We start from the raw sequence: 19,901 nt of genomic DNA, 5'->3' as shown, positions 1-19,901 counted from the left end.
GATTTTTAGCTTAACTTATAATTTTATTGGGTAATTTCACTTTACATACTTTTAATATTCATGGGAAAATTATGTTTGGTGGGTTGTATTTTGCTTGGATTATTTTCCAACGTATATAGCCAAACGATTCCTAAAAATAGCTTACTCATCAACAAAGCCTGGTGGTCAAAAATGAGCGCCCAATACCCGGGTTTTCATGGTACCCAAAGTAGATGGATTTCAACAGGCGATTTTAATCGGGATGGATTATCTGATATTGTATTACAGTTTGCTGCCGTGGGGACAAGCAGAATGTTTTGGCAAGATTCCATAATTGATTCCAGGAAATTCAAAGCCGTTTTTTTGAATCGGGGCAATAATAATTTCGAATTAGATTCAAATCAAGTATTCGATTTTAAAGGTGGAGACGATGGACACATCGTGTTGGATGTTAATGGAGATGGGTTTTTAGATGTTTATCAACCAACGGACAATTGGCACGGTTCTCGTTCATCCATGCCCAAGTGGTATGATTCAAGCGAGAATATGGGTGAATTCATGTTCATAAATAAAAGCAACAAATCCTTTGAAGGAAGTTTTTTTAACGATACCGGTGGGTCAACTAGGCATTATCAGGTTATAGATATCGATCAAGACAAAGACGACGAATTGGCGTTTTTAGGCTTGGTTGATGAATTGCCTAAATCGATTCCCATGCGGTATCCCCATGAGGATTCAATTCAGGTTTTTGACTATAAGGGTAAATTTCAGCGAAAAACACTTCAGCTTTTTCAGCGAAATTCAGCCGACTCCCTTTTTAAAAGCCGACTTTTTGTGCCCATGTTTTCCCAGCAAGATACTTTGTTTGGAATACTTAAAGATCCAAGAAATGAATTAAGGAGTTCTCCCTTGGATATGTTTGGGTACATAACCGCCAAGGAAAAAAAGGCGATTTCTAAAATAGCTATACCTCAAGGATTGTCGCGTAAACCTTTTCATAATACAGGCCGACAAGGTTTTGCTCAAGATCTTGACGGGGATGGGAAAAACGAATATTTATTTTCTTTTTGGAAACAGAGCGATGAAACTACCTATGCAGTAATATTTAATGAAAACGGTCAGGACATTAGCCAACGGTTTTTTGCAGATAGCCTCAATTACAAAATAGGTAAAATTAGATCGGGTATCTCAGATGTCTTTGATGATATCAATCATGATGGCTACATGGATATTTTGCCAAATCATGGAATTGGATTTATCTACCAAAATCAATTTTCATATTTTCTTTTTAATCCAACCACAAAAAAGTATGAAGTAAAAAAGCTGCATAGCCATCCTATTTTGTTTGACTCTGACCAAACCAGAGCAGATTCATTGGGTTTTTGGCCTCATTATGATTATAAAACACACACATCATTCTTGCAATATTTTGATAAGCGGAAAGATCAAGACGCCATGTTTACCAATATCATCGCCTATAAAATGGATTGTGATTTTATCGAAAAGCCAAGGTTGACTTATTCGACAGCTGGTTTATGTCTACAAAACGATAGTTTATTGGTAGGCTTGAAAAAAATAAATGTTGGGTCAAACTATACATTTACATTTAATAGCAAAACTTCAATCTTTGATCCTAAAACGAATGCCTCCAATTTGAAAGAATTAGGAACTTTCTTCATAACAGAAAGCAGTAGGGATGGCTGTGTGTTAAGGAGCGATACCATAAACATTACGAAGAAGCGTATTCCCGTTGCCCCTGTGATTTCGAACTCATCTCCCCTTACTCTTTGTGCAGGCAGTACTGTACTTTTGAAAAGTAGCAGCTCCTTGAATCAATGGTACCGTAATGGGAATCCTATTCCAAATGCTTTTGAAGCCAACTATTTAGCCAATGTAGCCGGGGAATATAAAGTGAAAGCCATGGTTGACGGTTGTAGTAGCCCCTTGAGTAATCCAGCAAGTGTCGTGCTTATCCCTGTTCCTGGAATTCCATCCATTACCCAAGAACCCAATGGTAGTTTAACATCGAGTTCCAATGAATGGAATCAATGGTATTTTAATGGACTTAAGATTGATAATGCAAATCAAAAATCGATTATCCCAACCCAAGGTGGAAACTATACCGTTAAGGTTGAGTCTCCCTGTGGCACAGAGGTCAGTAAGCCCATGGTTGTCATCATAACAGCCACGGAAGAAGTGATATTGAGTCAGGTTAACGTATTCCCCAATCCAATTTCCCATTATTTTAGCGTCAATTTCCCAACCGAGTTCGGACGAACGGTACAGGTTAAAGTAGTTGATCATTCGGGAATGATACGTATGATAAAATCAATCGTTGTTAATGGTGAGCAACTTGATTTAAGTCAATTGAATGCGGGTAATTACCTTTTGCAAATACTGTCGAATGATAATTCAAATGCCAAGTCAATTAAAATTAGTAAACTGGGGAGTTGAATGGAATTTTTTGGGCGACTTCCTTACGCATATTCCCATGATAAAATTTGGATTAGAGGCACTTGAATTTTAAAATTCCGGTCAGGTTTTTAAATCATTTTTTTTACCTTTAATTCTTACCTCCATCAACCCCATGAAAAAAATCACCCTACTATTCCTATTCATATCCCATATCTTTTTTGGTCAAGTTCCTAGCCCCAAATCTCATTTTGGATTTTCAATCGGAGATAATTATCACCTAGCTACGTTTACGCAAACAGAAGCCTATTTACTAAAGGTAGCCAAAGCTTCCCCACGCGTAAAATTGCAATCCATCGGGAAAACCGAAGAGGGTCGAAATCAATACATGGTGATGGTCTCTGATCCTAAAAACATCAAGAATTTGGCCAAGTATAAGTCCATTTCTCAGCGCCTCGCTCGTGCTGAAGGACTTAGTGAATCAGAAGCTAAAGCCTTAGCCAAAGAAGGGAAAGCCGTTGTTTGGATCGATGGGGGATTGCACGCGACCGAAACCGTAGGGATTCATCAATGGATCGAATCCATTTATCAATTCACCACCCGTAACGATGAGGAAACAAAGCGTATTCTTGAGAATACCATCATCCTTTTTGTGCACGCAAATCCGGATGGGCAGGAGTTGGTGTCCAACTGGTACATGCGCAAGGCAGATACGTTAAAGCGGTCCACGGAATTCTTGCCACGTCTGTATGAAAAATACATTGGCCATGACAATAACCGGGATTTCTACATGATGAATATGAGCGAGTCGGCGAATATGGCACGCCAACAATACATTGAGTGGATGCCGCAGATTCTCTATAATCACCATCAAACAGGGCCGGAAGGAACTGTTGTCGCTGGGCCACCATACCGGGATCCATTCAATTATGTCTACGATCCATTATTAGTTACCGGAATCGATGCCTTAGGTGCAGCGATGAGCTCCCGTTTAAATGCGGAAGATAAACCGGGGTATACCATGAAATCAGGATCTGTTTATTCTACTTGGTGGAATGGCGGACTCCGTACAACAGCCTATTATCACAACATCATTGGTCTATTAACGGAGATTATTGGCGATCCTACGCCGAAGACCATTCCGTTAGTTCCCAATCGATTAATTCCCAATTCCGCGACACCTTTCCCCATTACGCCGCGTAAATGGTTTTTCAAAAACTCCATCGACTATTCGCTTTCATTGAATTATGCGGTGCTGAATTATGCCACACGCCACCGCGAAGAGGTACTGATGAATATTTACAAAATGGGTCGTAAATCCATTGAGCTTGGTTCGAAGGATTATTGGACGCTTTCGCCCAATAAAGTGGAGAAATTAACGAGCCTTGCTGGTGGTAACCTTAAGTCCAAAAGTGATAGCTTATTTGCTGTCGTATATGCTAATCCGTCAACTCGTGATGCCCGTGCCTACATTATTTCGGCGGATCAATCAACAACGCGTTTGGCTTTTGTGAATATCTTGATTAAAAGTGGAATCCGTGTAGAGAAGGCGACCCAGGCTTTTGAAGTTAATGGAAAGAAATATCCGCAAGGTTCTTTTGTGGTTAAAACCAATCAAGCTTTTCGTCCACATGTTATTGATATGTTTGAGCCGCAAGACCACCCAAATGATTTCCAATACCCGGGTGGTCCTCCTGTTCGTCCATATGATTCAGCGGGCTGGACACCTGCTTTTACCATGGGTATTCAGTTTGACCGGATCTTGACTGACCTCGATGCTCCCTTGGAAACGATTCCATACGGTCAGTTGCAAGTTGCGAGTCCCACGTTTGAAACGGCTACTTATTATGCATTCCCTACTTCAGATAATGCTTCATTTACCTTGTTAAATGATTTATTAAAAGCAGGTGTTGAAGTGACCAAAACAAAAGATGCATTTTATGTCACGCACAGTTTAGCTGCTTCATCAATCCTTGCGAAGGCAAGCGTGAAAATTACACCTTTGGTAAATTTACCAAAGCAAGATTCAAAAAAAATCGGCGCTAAGCGCATCGGCCTTTGGGATGTGTACGGTGGCTCAATGCCCTCGGGTTGGTTACGTTGGATATTAGAACAACACCATTTTGATTTTAAGTTGGTATTTGCCAAAGAAATCGACAAGGGCAACCTGAAGTCTAAGTATGACGCACTCATCTTTGTTACTAGAGCCATTCCAAGTTTGAAAGCTGAAGCGCCAAGCGAGTACATGAGTAGGGAACCCGTTGAAGCTGATATTCCTACGGAGTATCAAGAGACGCTGGGAAAAATAACGGCGGCAAAATCAATCCCAAGTTTACGTGCATTCTTAGAAGAGGGGGGAGACATCATTACCATTGGGTCTAGTTCAAACCTTGCTTATCATTTAAATCTGCCCGTAAAAAATGCACTGGTTGAAATTGTTAATGGCAAAGAGCGCGATTTACCAGGTGAGAAATTTTATATTCCAGGTAGTGTGATGCAAGTTGCGGTGGATAATGAGGTGGAGGCCAACTGGGGGATGACGTCTAAAGCAGATGTATATTTTAGCGCCAGTCCGGTCTTTAATTTGTCGGCGGAGGCGATTGCCCATGGCAACTTAATTCCACTGGCTTGGTACGCTTCTGATAAAACCTTACGTAGTGGGTGGGCCTTTGGTCAGACGTATTTGCAGGACGGGATAGCTGCTTTTCAAGCCAAAGTAGGCAAGGGTAATTTGTTTGTCTATGGTCCAGAAGTTACTTTCAGAGGGCAAACGCACAATACCTTTAAAATGGTGTTTAATCAATTGTTTGAGCACAAATAGGTATTTGGTACAGGTTATGCGTTACTCCCTAATGCCGTAAGGATATACCGAGTCGCTCCAATGGTGTGGGTAGTTTCTATGGTTGACTAGGCTGTTTGGAGGTATTTTTCTGTGTATTTGTCAATAGACTGTTACTACATGATATTATCTCTTGCTTAGTTAGCTTTAGACAAATCCAATAGCTCGATATTTTTGAAATCAATTTCTTGGCCTTCACTCTGCAGCGCTATAAATCCACTGCTTAATAGCTTTCCATCGATTTTCAGCGCAGGGTTATAGCGATTAGCAACGCCTCCCCCAATCTGCGGTTGGCTATATTCCAATACCGTTTCTCCATTTATTTTATGCGTAACCAAAGAGTCCCCGCGCACAATTAATTCAGCCGTAATCCATTGCTCATTTTCAAATGTTTTGGAACTTGAATTGATGCAATGGCGGGGATCGATTCTGCCTTGATAAACGACGTCAGTCCCGGGTGAACACATATTTCCGGTGGGTCTAGGCTTCCCATCTTCCAAAATTCCCAAGAACTGCATTTCAACGGAGATAGGCCAATCTTGTTCTTTCGGCATGGTGTTGGGATCTTGGGAATGAAACATGACACCTGAATTTCGCTCGGTATAAATGGGAGCATCTTTTCTCCAAACCCCGGTAAAGCGATATTGCATGCGAAGTATATAATGTGAAAAAGGTTTATTGAAGTACAAATGCCCATAACGTTCATTGAATTGATCGTATTGGTCATAGCGAACTTTGATCATGCCATCTTCCACTCGAAAGGTGTTTCCGTAATTATCGCCAACCTCGTGATGGTGGATTTTAACTGTCCAATTTTTGAGATTTTTCCCATTAAATAGTTGAATCCATTTTTCTTTTTTGGGTTTTGCTTCTGATATGAAAGCAAGGCTATAAAGTGCAATTACGAAGAAGATGTTTTTCATAGGAAAGGATTATTGATTGAAAATAAGGCAATTACGTGTAAAATAAAATTAATCTTTCCGCTAATTAGGAAACTATTCTATCTACTTGCTGGTTTAAATGCTATTCGTACTAAACGCAATTTAACATGAAAGCATTTTACGTTATTTCGGGCATTGGTTTAATATTCCTTATGGTACAATCATATAAGGTTGTGAGTAGTAATCTTAAGACAGAAAATCAAAAATACAGGTTGGTTAAAAAGGAAGCGCAATACGAGATTAGGTTTTATCCTGCTGCTACATTTGCCAAAATCTACAGTTCCGGAACCGATTATAAGTCGGTGGCCAACAGTGGCTTCAGGAAATTAGCAGGCTATATTTTTGGAGGAAATGATCAAGGAAAAAGTATTGCGATGACCTCGCCAGTACGCATGGAAATGCGTGAGAAAGGTTCATCGATGAGTTTTGTCATGCCTGAAAAATACCAAGAATCAGATTTGCCAAAACCGAAGGATTCTGGCGTTCACATCGTAAAATCTAGCCCACAGTATGTGGCCGTTATCCGTTTTGGTGGCTATGCAGATGATGAAAAGATAAAAGAAAAGCGTGATCAATTACTTCAGTTAATTCAAAGTAATGGAATAAAAGTTGCTGGTGATTATACCTATTTAGGTTATAATGCCCCTTACCAGTTTTGGGGAAGAACAAATGAAGTGGTCATTCCCATCGAATGGAAAGAATAAATTCTTTTCAATCAGTACGAATACCATTTTCCTAATAGCTCTTAAGGATTTTTATTTTTCGACAAATAATAAAATAGATTATCTCGCCGGTAATACAGGGGCTCTTTCTCCGTCAAGGTATGATATTCTTCCCATGAAATATCCATATACTTTATGAGTAATTCGGCATAATGCGCTGCATACAAACGGGAGAATTCAAAAATCTTCGCTAGGTCATCGTGGTGTATATGAATACCAATAGGACTTATGCGATAGTAGCTAAGGTTATTGCAATCACAATCCGTATTGAAGTGTAAATGAAACGCAATGGTGTTGTTTAAATCTCCATAAGCTTTCAGCCAATCAAGTACATGACGTTCTATGCTCATGTCAAATTTGGAATAATCATCAAGAGCGAAATACGCATTCCATCCTTGATCATGTGTAAATTGGTAGGCTGAAATTAATGCATCATACAAATAAATGAAATGATCGAATCCCTCATAGACCGTCACAAGTTGGTCTGCCTCATCAAATAAATCTTGATGTTTATCCAAAACAGCTTTCAGCTCATCTAATCGGTAGTTTAAAACATCCCCAGTTAAGATGTCATCATACGCCTGGTCGCAACGATTAAATAGATCCGTATAAGAAGGTGGTGCTATGAAATCCTCGCTGGCATCTAATCCCGGCAACCACTCAAAAGGGTCTTCATGGCGATTGTAGATTTTATTCATTTAAATTTTCCCCGTGCCATCACATGTTTTACAAACTAATTTTTCTTCTCCATTACATTCTTTACAGGTAACATTCCCTGTTCCTTTGCAAGGTTCACAATTGCCAGAGCCCTCGCCTGAACAAAAATTACATTCGGAAGTCCCTGAGCCACTGCATTTTTGGCAAGATTGGTCAATATATTCACCTGAGGCAATGTCCAACTTTCGCTCTTTTCCTGAACCAGCACAATTCGTACAAGACATTTCTCCCGCACCCTTGCAATAAGAACATTCATCTATGCCTGTACCTTCACAATGGGAGCATGCGGTTTCCCCATTTCCTTCGCAGGTTTGACAAAATACCTTACCTTCTCCTTCACAAGTGTCACAGGTAGAATTACAAGAAATGAGCATGCTGCAACAGCAAATTAATAGGAAAATGGGAAGTTTACAATTCAACATATTTTGAATAAAAAATGAACTCGATTAGTAACTTGATATACCAAAGGCCTAAGGTAAGTCCTTGATTAGCTAATTTTCATCTAGTTATTAATTTTTGCAGGTATTTTAAAATGTAACTTATTTAACGGTAAATATTTGATCTTGGTATGTTAAGCGAAAGCTTCATTCAGCGGATTGATTTAGCAAAACCAAGCAGTTTGAATCTGTCTATTGATTTCATGCGTTCCATAGTGTTAGTAAGAATATTCTGCTATTTTTGAGACATATTCATTGTCAAATTAAATTACCTAATATGAAAAAAATAGTTTTGATATGCATTGCCATGGTCGCATCGTATGCTGCCAAATGCCAGAAAGTTTTTTCTGTTGATTATGAAAGTCAGGCTGACGTTAAAGTATTCGTGGTCAATTATGAAAGTCAAGCTGATTTAAAGGTATTTAAAGTGAAGTACGAAAGCCAAGCTGGGCCCAATGATGGCAAATGGTTTTTTACAAATTATGCGAGTCAGGCTAAGAAAAAAATCTATTTCGTCCGTTATGAAAGTCAAGCGGATTTGAAAGTGTTTTTTGTCAACTATGAAAGTCAAGCTGGTTGGAGAAATTCATCAAAGCAGCATTTATTGTATTGATGATTTGACATGCATCAGTTTATTACCTGATGCGCTGAAACACTTGAGATAAGAAAGTACTCATATTTCTAATCTAGAGGCTTAGGTGAATCATTCGTTTTGAGTTTCATTTGGTGGTTAACATTGTTAAAGGCTGATCCTTGATGGTTATTCAGTACTTATTAGGAGAGGATTAGTTTCCGTAATTCATTATGTAAAATGAAAAAGTACATATTCGTTATAGTTTTACTGCCTATTTTATCCACATCCATTTTCTGTCAAGTAAATAAGCCCAAGACATCTTACGAATTATCAAACAGTCCACAATGGTTAAAAATTCCGGGTGGATTTGCCTCATTTGCGCAGTTTGACTACAACAATGATGGGCTTGATGATGTAATGCAATTTCAGGGTTATGACTTATCTGTTCCCTATGCTTGGCCAGGTCCCGCTTTTTTTAAAAATTCTCAACGTGGACTTATAGAGGAAAAAATACAATTGAATAATAAAAAATTATTTGCTGGTAAAACACTTGTTTCTGACTTTAATGGGGATGGTCGATTAGACGCATTTTTACTTACTGGAATGGATCCAGCTGGTTGTGTAAATTGTCCTGATCCTGTATTTCCTCTTTATTCAATGTTGAATCTTGATGGTAAATCATTTAAAGTAGATTCCATTGGATTTTATGGCGTTTGGAGAAGCGGTACTTCTGGGGATATTGATAATGACGGAGATGTTGATGTTCTTACTTTTTCAACGCACCATCAAGTAGCTAAAGGTATCTATAACCGTACCCTACTAAATGACGGGAAGGGTAATTTTTCGAATAAGCCTTCAAATTTGGACACCATTGGCTGGGTTGATCGAGTTGAGTTAATTGATATGAATAAAGATAATTTTCTTGATTTGGTTTTGAACGATGTTTATTCACCCACGAATAACTACGCAAACAGATTCAGAATATTATGGAATGATGGGAAAGGTAATTTTAATCAAAATAATGGCGTCTCTATTTCGATTCCCAATGATTTATATGTATTGGATATCAATGCCCATGATATAGATAAAGATGGCATTAATGAGGTGATCTTACCGATGAATGATGCAAAGGCGAATTGGAGTATAAAGGTTTTCAAATCAACTGATCTAAAGAATTTCAGCGATTTTACTAATCAACTGATGGAGAATGCCACATTTTTGAATTCCGCTATTTGGGATGAACCTATTTCAGTTTTTGATTTGGATAATAATGGAAAGGTTGACATTGTGGTAAATGATAGAAATTTAAATTTGAGGTGGGAATGGAACGGGCTTAAAATGGTAAGAAACAATTGTCATAATGCCATAAAGCCCATTTTAAATACCTCTAAATTTACATTTTGCTCTTCTGACACTTTAAGATTGACTGTAATAAATAACGTAAAAAAAGATAAGTATACATGGTATGTTGGAAATCAAGTTGATTCATCTAATGTAATTACGAAGCGATTTGTCAACTCAAGCAAAGTATTCGTTGTGAAAACGGATAGCTTAGGGTGTGAAACTAAATCAGATGAGATGGTCTTGACTAAATTAGATACTCCCAAAGCTCCTACGATCACACGAGAGGGGAATACCACCTTAATTTCTTCTGCCTTAGCTGGGAATCAGTGGTATCTAAACGGGACTATCCTCAAAGGTGAAATAGGCCAAAAAATAAACGCATCGGTTAATGGTTTGTATAGTGTCAAATACACAGATTCTAATGGATGTATATCAGAGATTTCATTGAGCCAATACGGATTAATTACCGCAATGCAACTAACAGATAATAAAGTTGCCCTTTCGCCCAATCCTTTTGATCAGTCAATAAAAGTTACCTTTCCTGACGATTTTGGCCTGTTGGTAAAGGCTGAAATTCATGACGTAAAAGGCGTGATTGTATGGAAAAAGGAATCTGTCAGGAATTCAGAAATTTTAGACTTATCCAGCCTTTCGGTGGGGAATTATGTAATAAACCTAACATCCCTAATTAATGGCCAAGTTAGTTTACTGAAGATAAGTAAACAAAGGTGATTAATCAGGTTTTAAATGATAACTTTTTGATTTGTATATTAAAGGATATACTTAAACAAAATGTAAGCCCGGCTACTTCAAAAGTAATCATGCCCTTGTCCTCAAGTCCACTTGTATTTGAATTTGAGGGCTTTGTTTTATCAAAAATAAACCTGCGATAAATCAATTAAAAGGCTTTCCTTATTTTCCAAATTATAATTTAGGCTCCCATCCTTTCTCGTATTCGCGGCCCCATAGTTTCATTCCTTCTTTATTTAAAATATGCCCATCAGTAGGGTTAACTTGGAATGATTTCCCAATTCGATACGAAATGTTGGCATAATGACACATCATTTGACTAATGGCACCTTCCTCGATTGGAGAATTTAATTTGGTCTCTGTTCCACGTATGACATTAAAGAAATTCGCTACGTGCGAATCCGTCATATCCCCGCCACCGCCTAAGGTATTGCCTGCCTCTGTCCCACTCGATTTACTGTCTTTGATTTTCTTACCAAGACGATCAAAAAGGGTATACCCTTGTCTATTCACGAATACTGATCCTTCGCTACCGTAAATGATGGTTCCTCGGTCGCTACCATAGGTTTGATAGCCAGCCCGACTTTTTCCATCCCATTCGATAATCTTATTCCCGGGGAAACGGAATTTTGCTTCCATGGTATCGTACATCGTCCAGCCATCATTTTTGAAATGACGCTTTGCCGCTTCTACTTCCACATGCTCGGGGTATGTTACTTGCAAGGCCCAGCGCGCTACGTCTAATTCATGCGTTGCATTATTACCGGTCTCTGCTGTGCCCCAATGCCATCCGTACCAGTGCCAATTATAATCCCAAGTTTCAGATGTGTATTCCCGATGTGGCGCAGGTCCTTGCCATAATTCCCAATCCAAACCTTCTGGAATGGGTGCTTTTTTTTCATGTGGCACCTCGCCACGTTGGTTAGAATAAAATGCGAGGGCTTTATAGACCTCACCAATGGCCCCATTATGAATTTCAGCGATGATTTCTTGCGATTCTTTCGCAGAGCGCTGTTGGTTTCCCATTTGCACGACCTTACCGTATTTTTTTTGAAAGGCTACAAGCAATTCCCCTTCACGCGGATTTTGACTACAGGGTTTTTCAATGTAGACATGCTTACCCGCTTGCATCGCCATCCACGTTCCCGGAGCATGCCAATGATCCGGTGTTGCGTTAAAGATGGCATCCACGGATTGGTCATTCCAGACCTCATGAATATCATTCACCAAAGTAGCTTTTCCACTCACCTTCCCTTGTAAATCTCGTCCTACCTTTTCCCTTTGCTTTTTCATTACGTCACAGATGTACGCAAGATCAACATTGTTCTTTTTGTCTTTTAATGCATCGTAATAGGCGCTAACCCGGCGGCCGCAACCCATTAAGGCTACATTCAAGCGGTCGTTAGCCCCAATAATCCGCGAATAACTTTTAGCGCTGAAGGCATTGTGAATATTTCCTAAGCTGATTCCGGCGGCACCTAAGGCTACTTGTTGGATGAATTTTCTACGATTATTTAGCATGAATGTAGGTTTAATAGGTTTTTAAAAATGCTCCAATTTACAGGTGATGGAGTAGGTTTTGGAAAAATAAAAATAGGAAATTTTACTTACCAATCGTTCTGATTATAAAATCATTTTTTAATTTTTAGTTGGATAACAAGTACACATGCGGATGTAATTGAAGTCTATGGCAGGGTAATACCCCATAGGTCTTGAAGGATTCATCTGCCACTTTTTCTTCAGAGCTATATTTAGTATGTTTAACAAATCGTGCCCAAACCACCGTGTAAATTCATATGAAAAAAATCGCTTTATTACTCTTGTTTGCTTCTCCCGTTTTTGCTCAGACCAAATCGGATTTATCAGGAGCCGCTCAACTATTTGATTTGACTTTTACCACTCAAGAATTAGATACGCTGTATTCAGATGTGATGGATAATTTAGCCAATTACAAGGCGATGCATGCACTTTCCTTGAACAATAATGTGCCGTTGAGTTTATGGCAAAACCCCAGACTTCCGGGTATGAAATTTGATCAAAAGCAAAGGCCGGTTGTTTGGCCTGTCGTTCGAGCGTCTTTACCAAAAAATAGGAGTGAGCTCGCTTTTTATTCGATTGATCAACTAGCTTTTTTGATTAAATCCAAGCAAATAACGTCTGTTGACCTAACGCAGTTTTTTATTGAGCGAATCAAGGCACATGCCGCAAGTTTGCAATGTGTGATCAGTCTGCAGGAAGATATGGCACTTGTACAAGCACGCCAGGCCGACAAAGAGATTTCCGCGGGAAAATACCGGGGTTTATTGCACGGAATTCCTTATGGATTGAAGGATTTATTTGCCGTGAAGGGGACAAAGACAACCTGGGGAGCAGCACCCTACAAGGATCAAATGATAGATGAGGATGCTTATGTATATACTAAACTGAAAGATGCGGGCGCCGTGCTTGTTGCCAAGTTTACGCTGGGTGCATTAGCTATGGGGGATTATTGGTATGGCGGACGAACAAAAAATCCATGGAATTTGGCATACGGGTCCTCAGGTTCATCGGCTGGTTCAGCCTCGGCTACGGTGGCAGGATTAGTGCCTTTTGCGATTGGGACAGAAACTTGGGGAAGTATTGTTTCGCCTTCGACTACTTGTGGGGCGACGGGTTTACGGCCTACTTTCGGCAGTATCAGTCGGTCAGGTGCGATGGCCTTAAGTTATAGTTTGGACAAGGTAGGTCCGATTTGCCGCTCAGCGAATGATGCAGCGATTGTCTTCAATTATTTACATGGAACGGATGGCAAGGATATGGCCGCGGTGAACATGCCTTTTAATTACCAGGCAAATCGTTCTTTGAAAGGAATGAAGATTGGATATGCAAAGAATTATTTTGATAAGATTACCGATACGACACGAAGTGAATGGAAGGTTTTGGCTGATTTGAAGAAACAAGGGGTTCAATTAATGCCAGTCGATTTCCCTGATGAAAAAGCCTATACATTCAACATCATGGATGTGGTGATCGGTGCGGAATGTGCAGCGCAGTTTGATGAGTTGACCCGTAAAAACATCGATGATCTTCTGACCCGTCAAACCAAAAACGACTGGCCTAATCAATTCAGGACGTCTCGATTTGTTCCTGCTGTGGAATACATCAATGCGCAACGCCACCGGTATTTGTTGATGCAAAAGGTGAATGAAGTGGTCTCGCAATTCGATGCCATTATCTGCCCTTCGCGGGGAGGTGGGAATCAGTCGGCAATCACGAATCTCACCGGCCACCCGGTAGTTTGTGTTCCTACGGGCTTTGATGCAAAAAACAATTTGCCAACGGGCATATCTTTTGTAGGGAAGTTATACGACGAAGGCACGCTCTTGCGCATTGCGCAGTTTTATCAAGATCACACGGGGCATGAGGAAGTAAATCCGAAGGGGTTTCAGTAGGTTGCTAAATAATAAAAACCACCTTACATGAGGTGGTTTTTATGGTCCGACGGGCTGAGCCGACAGGTTTCTTGTGAAATTTAATTGGAATATAATAACCCGAATTTGGCTAAGATTTAAGTTTAAATACAAAGCCGATTTTTTCAGGAGGGGTGGCTATTTATTGTTTCAATTTGGTCGTATCTACGCGGCTAGGGGTATCTTTCCCTGAAACAATACTAGTAGCACTCTTGGCGATTGCCTTAATTATCTCGGTCATATTATCTAGGTCTAACGTTTGCACTTCATCGCTTGGCTTGTGGTAATTAGGTTCACTGTCCATCTTAGACGTAGAAATAGTATGCGCAGGAACGCCTAATTCGGCTAAAGTCGCATTGTCTGAGCGGTAAAATAAGTTTTGATCTAAGTAAGGATCGGGATAAAAAGTAAAAGGTGATCCTATTAGGTTTTTCTTCAAAATTTCACCCATGGAAGATTTCTCATACCCCGTGATGTAGGCGCTATTTTTACCCCATTTACTTTCGGTTCCAATCATCTCCAAATTAAACATAGCCACCACTTGGTCTGGATTAAATTGCTTCGAGAAATAAACACTTCCGTGGCCACCGCTTTCCTCCGCAGTAAATGCAGCAAAAATCAGTGTGCGTTCGTTGTTACGCGTTTTAGCGTAGTATTTTGCCAACATCATCATAGCTGTTGTTCCAGCAGCATCGTCATTTGCGCCGTTGTAAATTGAATCTCCTTGCACGGCTTTTCCGATTCCTAGGTGATCATAGTGGCCCGAGAAAATAACATATTCATTCGGACGGGACTTTCCAGGTAGGATACCCACGACGTTAGCTAACTCAAGACGTTCTACTTTTTGGGTTGCAGTGATCTTAAATTTCGAAGGCGTGGTATTCGCGATTACGAAAATAATGGTGGCTTGCGTTTCCCTTAGCGGGCCTCTGCCAGAAAGACGTGGAATGTATTTAGCAAAGCTATCATGCAAGAAAGCGATGGTGGGTTTTTGAGCATTCATAATCTTGTAAGCATTTTGGCCAAAATTGTCTCCCGCCTGAATGCTTACCACTTCGTAACCCGATTTTTCGTCAAGCTCAACCGATGACTCTTTGGAAATAATTGCGATATTTTTTGCCTCTATAGCTACGTCATCCATGCTTCCAGCAGCGGAAATTAGCGAAGACTTGAACATAGGAAAAGTCTGTAAATAGGTCCCGTTGGTCTTTTGCAGTTTTGCCTTTTCAAATATTCCGGCAATGAAATTTGCGGCCTTTTCAATACCCGGCGTAAAAGGTTTTCTGCCTGCAAGCTCGTCTGAGGCTAAATAAGTTTCGATACGCTCCGTTTCTGCCCGCGTAATAATTTTATCAATTTTCTGCGCCTGAACCAGTAAGGGTAATGCTAATAAGGTAAATAAGATTTTTTTCATCGTATACTGTTTAATCAGACAATATTACACAATTACCTGTAGAAAGGCTTTGCTAGTTTGGGAAAAGGATTTCAGTTAGGCTGACTGGACAGATTAATCAAATGACTTTCTGAACGGATTAATGATTGATGATATTGTGCCATTTTTACGAATATGCATATCAAAATCAGCTCGTTGTCATTGTTGTTATATTGAATAAAAATGAAATTTTCATAGTTTTTTTTGAATTCATTATATTTTTCTAAATTCACAATATGGTATTTGGCAGAAACTAATAAATTCGTTTTGCTTTTGTACATTAATTAAAGCTCTCAAACCTATATAATACGTATAACTACATGAAAATAGTATTCGCTATTTTGCTCCTTCTCCCATTTGGTTTATTTTCAAATACAAGGACCGACAAAGATTTAGAAATTGGAAACTTTTTTATTTCGCATTATAAAAGAGATTTCTTGAATTCTTCTTTTGGAAACTATGTCGTATATCAAGATAAGGATGGTGTCATTTATGTAGGTAATGTCAAAAACGGATTAATCGAATTTGATGGACAAAGAGTTAGGAGGGTTTTGCAGAATGGAAAGCCGTTGAATGCTTTTATTCGTGATGCTGAGGCAGATTCAAAAAATACGCTTTATGTAGGATTTGCCGGTTTAAATTTTGGTTATCTACAAAAAAATAAATTTGGTCAAAATGAATACATCTCTCTCTCCGAAAAATTACCCAAGAAGGACGAGATGACAGCTTCTTTATGGGGCGTAGCCATACATCAAGATACCGTATTTTTTCAAACAGAAAATGCAGTTTATTTATTTAAAGACAAAAAGTACTTACGTGCATATAAGTTTAAGGAAAATGTTCATATCATACTCAGTTCACCTGATGGCGTGTATTTGAGAGTTTGGGGCAAGGGCTTGTTTAAATTCTCCCAAAAAGCTGGATTTTCAGTTATAAAAGGTTCGGAAAAGTTGTTTGCTGAAAATCGTATTGAAGCAAACTATCAATTGGCGAATGGAGATCACCTCTTGGTCTCGAGAAATATTGGATTAATCAGGATGACGAAAAAAGGTGAATTTTTGCCTGTGAATAATCCTTATGCCAATCAATATGTCATAGAAGGGAAGTCCTACATCAATGATAAGGTTATGCGAAATGGTAAGATCGCCATTATTACCACAGACAAAGGGATCTTATTTTTAAATCAAGACTTAAGTACAAATGCTGAGGTAGGCAAGAGTTCAGGTTTATTTGAAACGGGCATGTATTTCGCTACACAAGACCGCGTGGGGGATATTTGGGGGACAAATTCAGGCCTAACTAAAATTTCTTTTGATCCTTCTTTGACCAACTTTTCTTCATTAAACGGAATTGAAGGTGGTGTGTCGGATATCATTAGACATCAGGGGAAATTAATCATTCGTACTTTTGATGATTTATACCAATTCATTCCCAAGAAGTCGATTACCGAAACGTCCGTTTTTAAGTCATTGGATGTTAAAGAGTTGGGTGGGACGTTAAGTGTTTTTGATGATCAAATTGTCAGTACAAACAATTTTTCAATAAACGCTATTTTAAATGGGAAGAAGATTAAAATTTCAGATACCTATCGAAGCTCTGAATCCATGCAATCGAAGCTGAATCCTACCCTTTTATTTAGTAGCAACACTGCCTATGGTCTTTTATTGCATCAATTTAATGGCCGAGTATGGAAAGAAATTAAAATCAAAGGTGGAGAAAAGTACAGTGGTAGAGAAATTTTTGAGCCTGAGCCTGGGAAAATATTTATATCTACGCGAAAAGGAATCGTGATGTTCACATACGATTCAACGGGCCAAGGTACATTTACTCCTATTAGTCAAGATAAATCATTTGCTAAAACCAAGCAGTTAAAAAAACTTTTTTATTTAAACGAGAAGGTTTTGGCTGCATTAGATTCTTCAAATAAAACCTTTATTGTTGATGTCAAAGCAAAGAAATTGAAATTTTCGGGTTTTAGCTTAGATGCTATGGTTTCTAGTGAACTAGCAAATTACGCTTTTAACAAGGAGGCTGGTTATGGTTGGCTTATCTGTCAAAAAGGATTGTTTAAAACCTATTTTGATATTAAAAAAGGCTTTACTTTTCAAAAATACCCTTTTTACAAAGTGGATTTAGATGAATTGAGTTACCAAATTTTGCCTGAAGGAAGTGGTGACGACGAAGTGATTTGGATGGGTTCGCAGGATAGTAAATTATATCGATATGTTCCTTCATTAGCTTTAAAAGAACCCGTTCAAAAATTTAAAGCTTTAATTCGCTCTATTTCTTCCAATGGGGAACTTATTCCAATCGTTCCTGAAAAACTTCCTTTTGATCAAAACAACCTGGTATTTGAGGTAGCCTATCCTTTATTTGGAACTGAGAATAAAACCACTTTTAGTTATTGGCTTGAAAATCAAGATGATACGTGGTCGGCTTATACGAGAGACTCTAAAAAAGAGTATACCAATTTAAGAGAGGGCTCTTACGTATTTCATGTGCGCGCGATGGATGCTTCTGGTCATGTTAGTGAGGAAGCCAGTGTTGTAATCAAGATTTCGCCGCCTTGGTATAGGACGATTTTTGCCTATTTAGTTTACTTAGGAATATTGGCCTATCTGTTTATTTTATTTGGAAAATACCAAGCTAATAAATCAAGAGGCAAGGCGGAAGATGAGCGAAGAATTGCGGAGTTAGAGGCGGCCAAAGATTTACAAAATAGAATGTTACCTAAGACCTTGCCTAAGGTGGATGGTTTAGAAATAGCGAGTTACCTTCAAACTTCATCCGAAGTAGGCGGTGATTATTATGATTTTCATCCCCAGCCTGATGGTAGTTTGGTCGCTGTCTGCGGGGATGCCACAGGACATGGAACTGCGGCGGGTATGCTTGTTTCCATTACCAAAGCGGGTTTGATAGGCCTTCCACTAGATGAGCCTAATAAAATGCTTTATGATTTGAACAGACTTGTTAAAAAAGTAGATTTGGGAATTTTACGGATGAGTCTAAATATTACCCACTTTAAGGGTAATAAATTGAAACTCAGTTCAGCGGCGATGCCTCCATGTTATTTGTATGTAGCCAAGAAGAAATCCATTGAAGAAATACAAATTAGTGGCTTGCCTTTAGGCGGATTGTATGGGGCTACTTTTGATATGGAAGAACGCTCATTTGCTAAAGGGGATATTTTTGTCATTGCATCCGATGGTTTACCTGAAGCACCTAACTTAAGCGGTGTTCAAATTGGTTACCAGGCCGTTGAAGATTGCATTTTAGCGAATGCTGATAAATCTGCCGAAGAAATAAAGGATGCTTTAGTTACCTTGGGAAGTGATTGGTTGGCAGGTCAAACAACGCCTGACGATATTACTATCGTAGTATTTAAGTGTGTTTGATGCCTTGATTTATATTCTTAATGGGTGAATGGCCTATTTGAAATGATTTGACATTTGTTACAATTAAAAAAATACTTGACATAGTTTATAAAAATGAAAAAATGGACAAACCGAAAATTGAATTAAAACTTCCGATTGTTGCTAACATGGAATTAGTAGCAATTAATACGGCTGAGGTTGTTGCTAAGCACATGGATTTGAGTGAAGAAGCAGCAGCGGAGATTAGTATGGCACTTATTGAAGCATGCATAAATGCATTTGAGCATTCTCGTGCACAAAATAACGTATTTATACATTTTATTTTGGAGGATGATTGCTTAGTGATTAAAGTGATAGATCAAGGAATTGGTTTTGATAAATCAAAGGTAGAAATTCCTAAAATTGAAAATAAGTTGGGCACGGAAGAACGCAAGCGAGGCTGGGGCTTACAACTTATAAAAGAATTAATGGATTCCGTTGAATTTGAATCCACCAAAGAAGGTACAACCGTAACAATGACAAAAAAGAAAGAATCATGAGCCAATTTAACGTAAACATAGAAGCACAAGACGATTTAGTAATTTTGATTACTGAGGGATATTTGAATAATGAAGGGGGTGAAATAATTTCAAATATTTGTAATGAAAACATTTCAAATGGGAAAACGCGCTTTTTATTGGATATGGCCCAGACGAAAGTGGTCAATAGTATTGGCGTATCTATTTTGATTGAAATTATCGAAAAATTGCAAGAAGTGGACGGGAAATTAGGGTATTACAATCTAGCCCCAATCGTAGACAAGACCTTTAAAATTATGGGGCTATCGAAATACTCATCTGTTTATGCAACCAAAGAAGAAGCTCTAGCTGATTTTTAATTTCATGTTTTTCAAATTCAATGAAAGCTTTATAATAATACCATAATAGGCATG

The 19,901-nt window shown here is 38.8% G+C and carries 14 protein-coding genes; 9 read left to right on the top strand and 5 right to left on the bottom strand.

The genetic code is table 11. The features are described 5' to 3' along the window. The first annotated feature begins 60 nt into the window (after positions 1 to 60). Together ACIQZ2_RS02435 and ACIQZ2_RS02430 are read left to right on the top strand one after the other, a co-directional pair. The gene (locus ACIQZ2_RS02435) at positions 61 to 2,433 is read left to right on the top strand and encodes a T9SS type A sorting domain-containing protein (RefSeq protein ID WP_395767243.1); all 2,373 of its coding nucleotides are present in this window, start codon (positions 61 to 63) and stop codon (positions 2,431 to 2,433) included. A gap of 133 nt (positions 2,434 to 2,566) precedes the next feature. Beyond that, positions 2,567 to 5,212 (top strand): M14 metallopeptidase family protein, encoded by a 2,646-nt coding sequence (locus ACIQZ2_RS02430; RefSeq protein WP_395767242.1) that lies wholly within the window; start codon positions 2,567 to 2,569, stop codon positions 5,210 to 5,212. A gap of 155 nt (positions 5,213 to 5,367) precedes the next feature. Here the strand turns inward: ACIQZ2_RS02430 and ACIQZ2_RS02425 are convergent, their stop codons facing one another. Next, a complete protein-coding gene (locus tag ACIQZ2_RS02425; RefSeq protein WP_395767241.1) occupies positions 5,368 to 6,153 on the bottom strand; it encodes a DUF1080 domain-containing protein in 786 nt (261 codons plus the stop codon). A gap of 125 nt (positions 6,154 to 6,278) precedes the next feature. Here ACIQZ2_RS02425 and ACIQZ2_RS02420 point away from each other — a divergent pair, with 125 nt between their 5' ends. Further along, on the top strand, positions 6,279 to 6,875 hold the full coding sequence (locus ACIQZ2_RS02420) for an SOUL family heme-binding protein (protein ID WP_395767240.1): 597 nt from the start codon (positions 6,279 to 6,281) through the stop codon (positions 6,873 to 6,875). Between the two features lie 41 nt (positions 6,876 to 6,916). Here ACIQZ2_RS02420 and ACIQZ2_RS02415 read toward each other — a convergent pair whose 3' ends face one another. Together ACIQZ2_RS02415 and ACIQZ2_RS02410 are read right to left on the bottom strand one after the other, a co-directional pair. Further along, positions 6,917 to 7,591 carry a hypothetical protein gene (locus tag ACIQZ2_RS02415; RefSeq protein ID WP_395767239.1) on the bottom strand — a complete coding sequence of 225 codons (675 nt, stop codon included), beginning with the start codon at positions 7,589 to 7,591 and terminating at the stop codon, positions 6,917 to 6,919. Continuing rightward, entirely contained in the window at positions 7,592 to 7,984 is a 393-nt protein-coding gene (locus ACIQZ2_RS02410; protein WP_395767238.1) for a hypothetical protein, read from the bottom strand. 340 nt (positions 7,985 to 8,324) lie between these two features. Between ACIQZ2_RS02410 and ACIQZ2_RS02405 the strand changes: the two genes are divergently transcribed. Beyond that, the gene (locus ACIQZ2_RS02405; protein WP_395767237.1) at positions 8,325 to 8,660 is read left to right on the top strand and encodes a DUF6150 family protein; all 336 of its coding nucleotides are present in this window, start codon (positions 8,325 to 8,327) and stop codon (positions 8,658 to 8,660) included. A gap of 198 nt (positions 8,661 to 8,858) precedes the next feature. Then, entirely contained in the window at positions 8,859 to 10,697 is a 1,839-nt protein-coding gene (locus ACIQZ2_RS02400) for an FG-GAP repeat domain-containing protein (RefSeq protein WP_395767236.1), read from the top strand. Positions 10,698 to 10,889: 192 nt separating this feature from the next. Here ACIQZ2_RS02400 and ACIQZ2_RS02395 read toward each other — a convergent pair whose 3' ends face one another. Next, positions 10,890 to 12,236: a Gfo/Idh/MocA family protein gene (locus ACIQZ2_RS02395; RefSeq protein WP_395767235.1), complete on the bottom strand. Its 1,347-nt coding sequence runs from the start codon at positions 12,234 to 12,236 to the stop codon at positions 10,890 to 10,892. A 275-nt stretch (positions 12,237 to 12,511) separates the two neighbouring features. On the opposite strand from ACIQZ2_RS02395, the gene ACIQZ2_RS02390 reads away from it, so the two are divergent. Further along, complete coding sequence (locus ACIQZ2_RS02390) at positions 12,512 to 14,146, top strand: amidase (protein ID WP_395767234.1); 1,635 nt, start codon at positions 12,512 to 12,514, stop codon at positions 14,144 to 14,146. Positions 14,147 to 14,306: 160 nt separating this feature from the next. Here the strand turns inward: ACIQZ2_RS02390 and ACIQZ2_RS02385 are convergent, their stop codons facing one another. After that, positions 14,307 to 15,578 carry a M28 family peptidase gene (locus ACIQZ2_RS02385; RefSeq protein ID WP_395767233.1) on the bottom strand — a complete coding sequence of 424 codons (1,272 nt, stop codon included), beginning with the start codon at positions 15,576 to 15,578 and terminating at the stop codon, positions 14,307 to 14,309. Between the two features lie 338 nt (positions 15,579 to 15,916). On the opposite strand from ACIQZ2_RS02385, the gene ACIQZ2_RS02380 reads away from it, so the two are divergent. The 3 genes from ACIQZ2_RS02380 to ACIQZ2_RS02370 all read left to right on the top strand — a co-directional run bounded on the left by ACIQZ2_RS02380 (position 15,917) and on the right by ACIQZ2_RS02370 (position 19,847). Then, complete coding sequence (locus ACIQZ2_RS02380; protein WP_395767232.1) at positions 15,917 to 18,991, top strand: SpoIIE family protein phosphatase; 3,075 nt, start codon at positions 15,917 to 15,919, stop codon at positions 18,989 to 18,991. Positions 18,992 to 19,137: 146 nt separating this feature from the next. After that, positions 19,138 to 19,509 carry an ATP-binding protein gene (locus ACIQZ2_RS02375; RefSeq protein WP_395767231.1) on the top strand — a complete coding sequence of 124 codons (372 nt, stop codon included), beginning with the start codon at positions 19,138 to 19,140 and terminating at the stop codon, positions 19,507 to 19,509. Continuing rightward, positions 19,506 to 19,847 (top strand): STAS domain-containing protein, encoded by a 342-nt coding sequence (locus ACIQZ2_RS02370; protein WP_395767230.1) that lies wholly within the window; start codon positions 19,506 to 19,508, stop codon positions 19,845 to 19,847. The genes ACIQZ2_RS02375 and ACIQZ2_RS02370 overlap by 4 nt, the downstream gene beginning before the upstream one ends. The last annotated feature ends 54 nt before the right edge of the window (positions 19,848 to 19,901 follow it).

Origin of the sequence: Aquirufa sp. (assembly GCF_044342065.1) — a bacterium.
Classification (GTDB): Bacteria; Bacteroidota; Bacteroidia; order Cytophagales; family Spirosomataceae; genus Aquirufa.
Note: the sequence above shows the minus strand (reverse complement) of the source record. Positions and strands in the feature narration are given on the sequence as shown.

What these genes read in the sequence shown, in the direction of transcription:
- ACIQZ2_RS02395 (WP_395767235.1), bottom strand. Translation starts at nt 12,236, where the DNA reads ATGCTAAATAATCGTAGAAAATTCATCCAACAAGTAGCCTTAGGTGCC.
- ACIQZ2_RS02415 (WP_395767239.1), bottom strand. Translation starts at nt 7,591, where the DNA reads ATGAATAAAATCTACAATCGCCATGAAGACCCTTTTGAGTGGTTGCCG.
- ACIQZ2_RS02390 (WP_395767234.1), top strand. Translation starts at nt 12,512, where the DNA reads ATGAAAAAAATCGCTTTATTACTCTTGTTTGCTTCTCCCGTTTTTGCT.
- ACIQZ2_RS02400 (WP_395767236.1), top strand. Translation starts at nt 8,859, where the DNA reads ATGAAAAAGTACATATTCGTTATAGTTTTACTGCCTATTTTATCCACA.
- ACIQZ2_RS02420 (WP_395767240.1), top strand. Translation starts at nt 6,279, where the DNA reads ATGAAAGCATTTTACGTTATTTCGGGCATTGGTTTAATATTCCTTATG.
- ACIQZ2_RS02375 (WP_395767231.1), top strand. Translation starts at nt 19,138, where the DNA reads ATGGAATTAGTAGCAATTAATACGGCTGAGGTTGTTGCTAAGCACATG.
- ACIQZ2_RS02425 (WP_395767241.1), bottom strand. Translation starts at nt 6,153, where the DNA reads ATGAAAAACATCTTCTTCGTAATTGCACTTTATAGCCTTGCTTTCATA.
- ACIQZ2_RS02385 (WP_395767233.1), bottom strand. Translation starts at nt 15,578, where the DNA reads ATGAAAAAAATCTTATTTACCTTATTAGCATTACCCTTACTGGTTCAG.
- ACIQZ2_RS02370 (WP_395767230.1), top strand. Translation starts at nt 19,506, where the DNA reads ATGAGCCAATTTAACGTAAACATAGAAGCACAAGACGATTTAGTAATT.
- ACIQZ2_RS02405 (WP_395767237.1), top strand. Translation starts at nt 8,325, where the DNA reads ATGAAAAAAATAGTTTTGATATGCATTGCCATGGTCGCATCGTATGCT.
- ACIQZ2_RS02410 (WP_395767238.1), bottom strand. Translation starts at nt 7,984, where the DNA reads ATGCTCATTTCTTGTAATTCTACCTGTGACACTTGTGAAGGAGAAGGT.
- ACIQZ2_RS02430 (WP_395767242.1), top strand. Translation starts at nt 2,567, where the DNA reads ATGAAAAAAATCACCCTACTATTCCTATTCATATCCCATATCTTTTTT.
- ACIQZ2_RS02380 (WP_395767232.1), top strand. Translation starts at nt 15,917, where the DNA reads ATGAAAATAGTATTCGCTATTTTGCTCCTTCTCCCATTTGGTTTATTT.
- ACIQZ2_RS02435 (WP_395767243.1), top strand. Translation starts at nt 61, where the DNA reads ATGGGAAAATTATGTTTGGTGGGTTGTATTTTGCTTGGATTATTTTCC.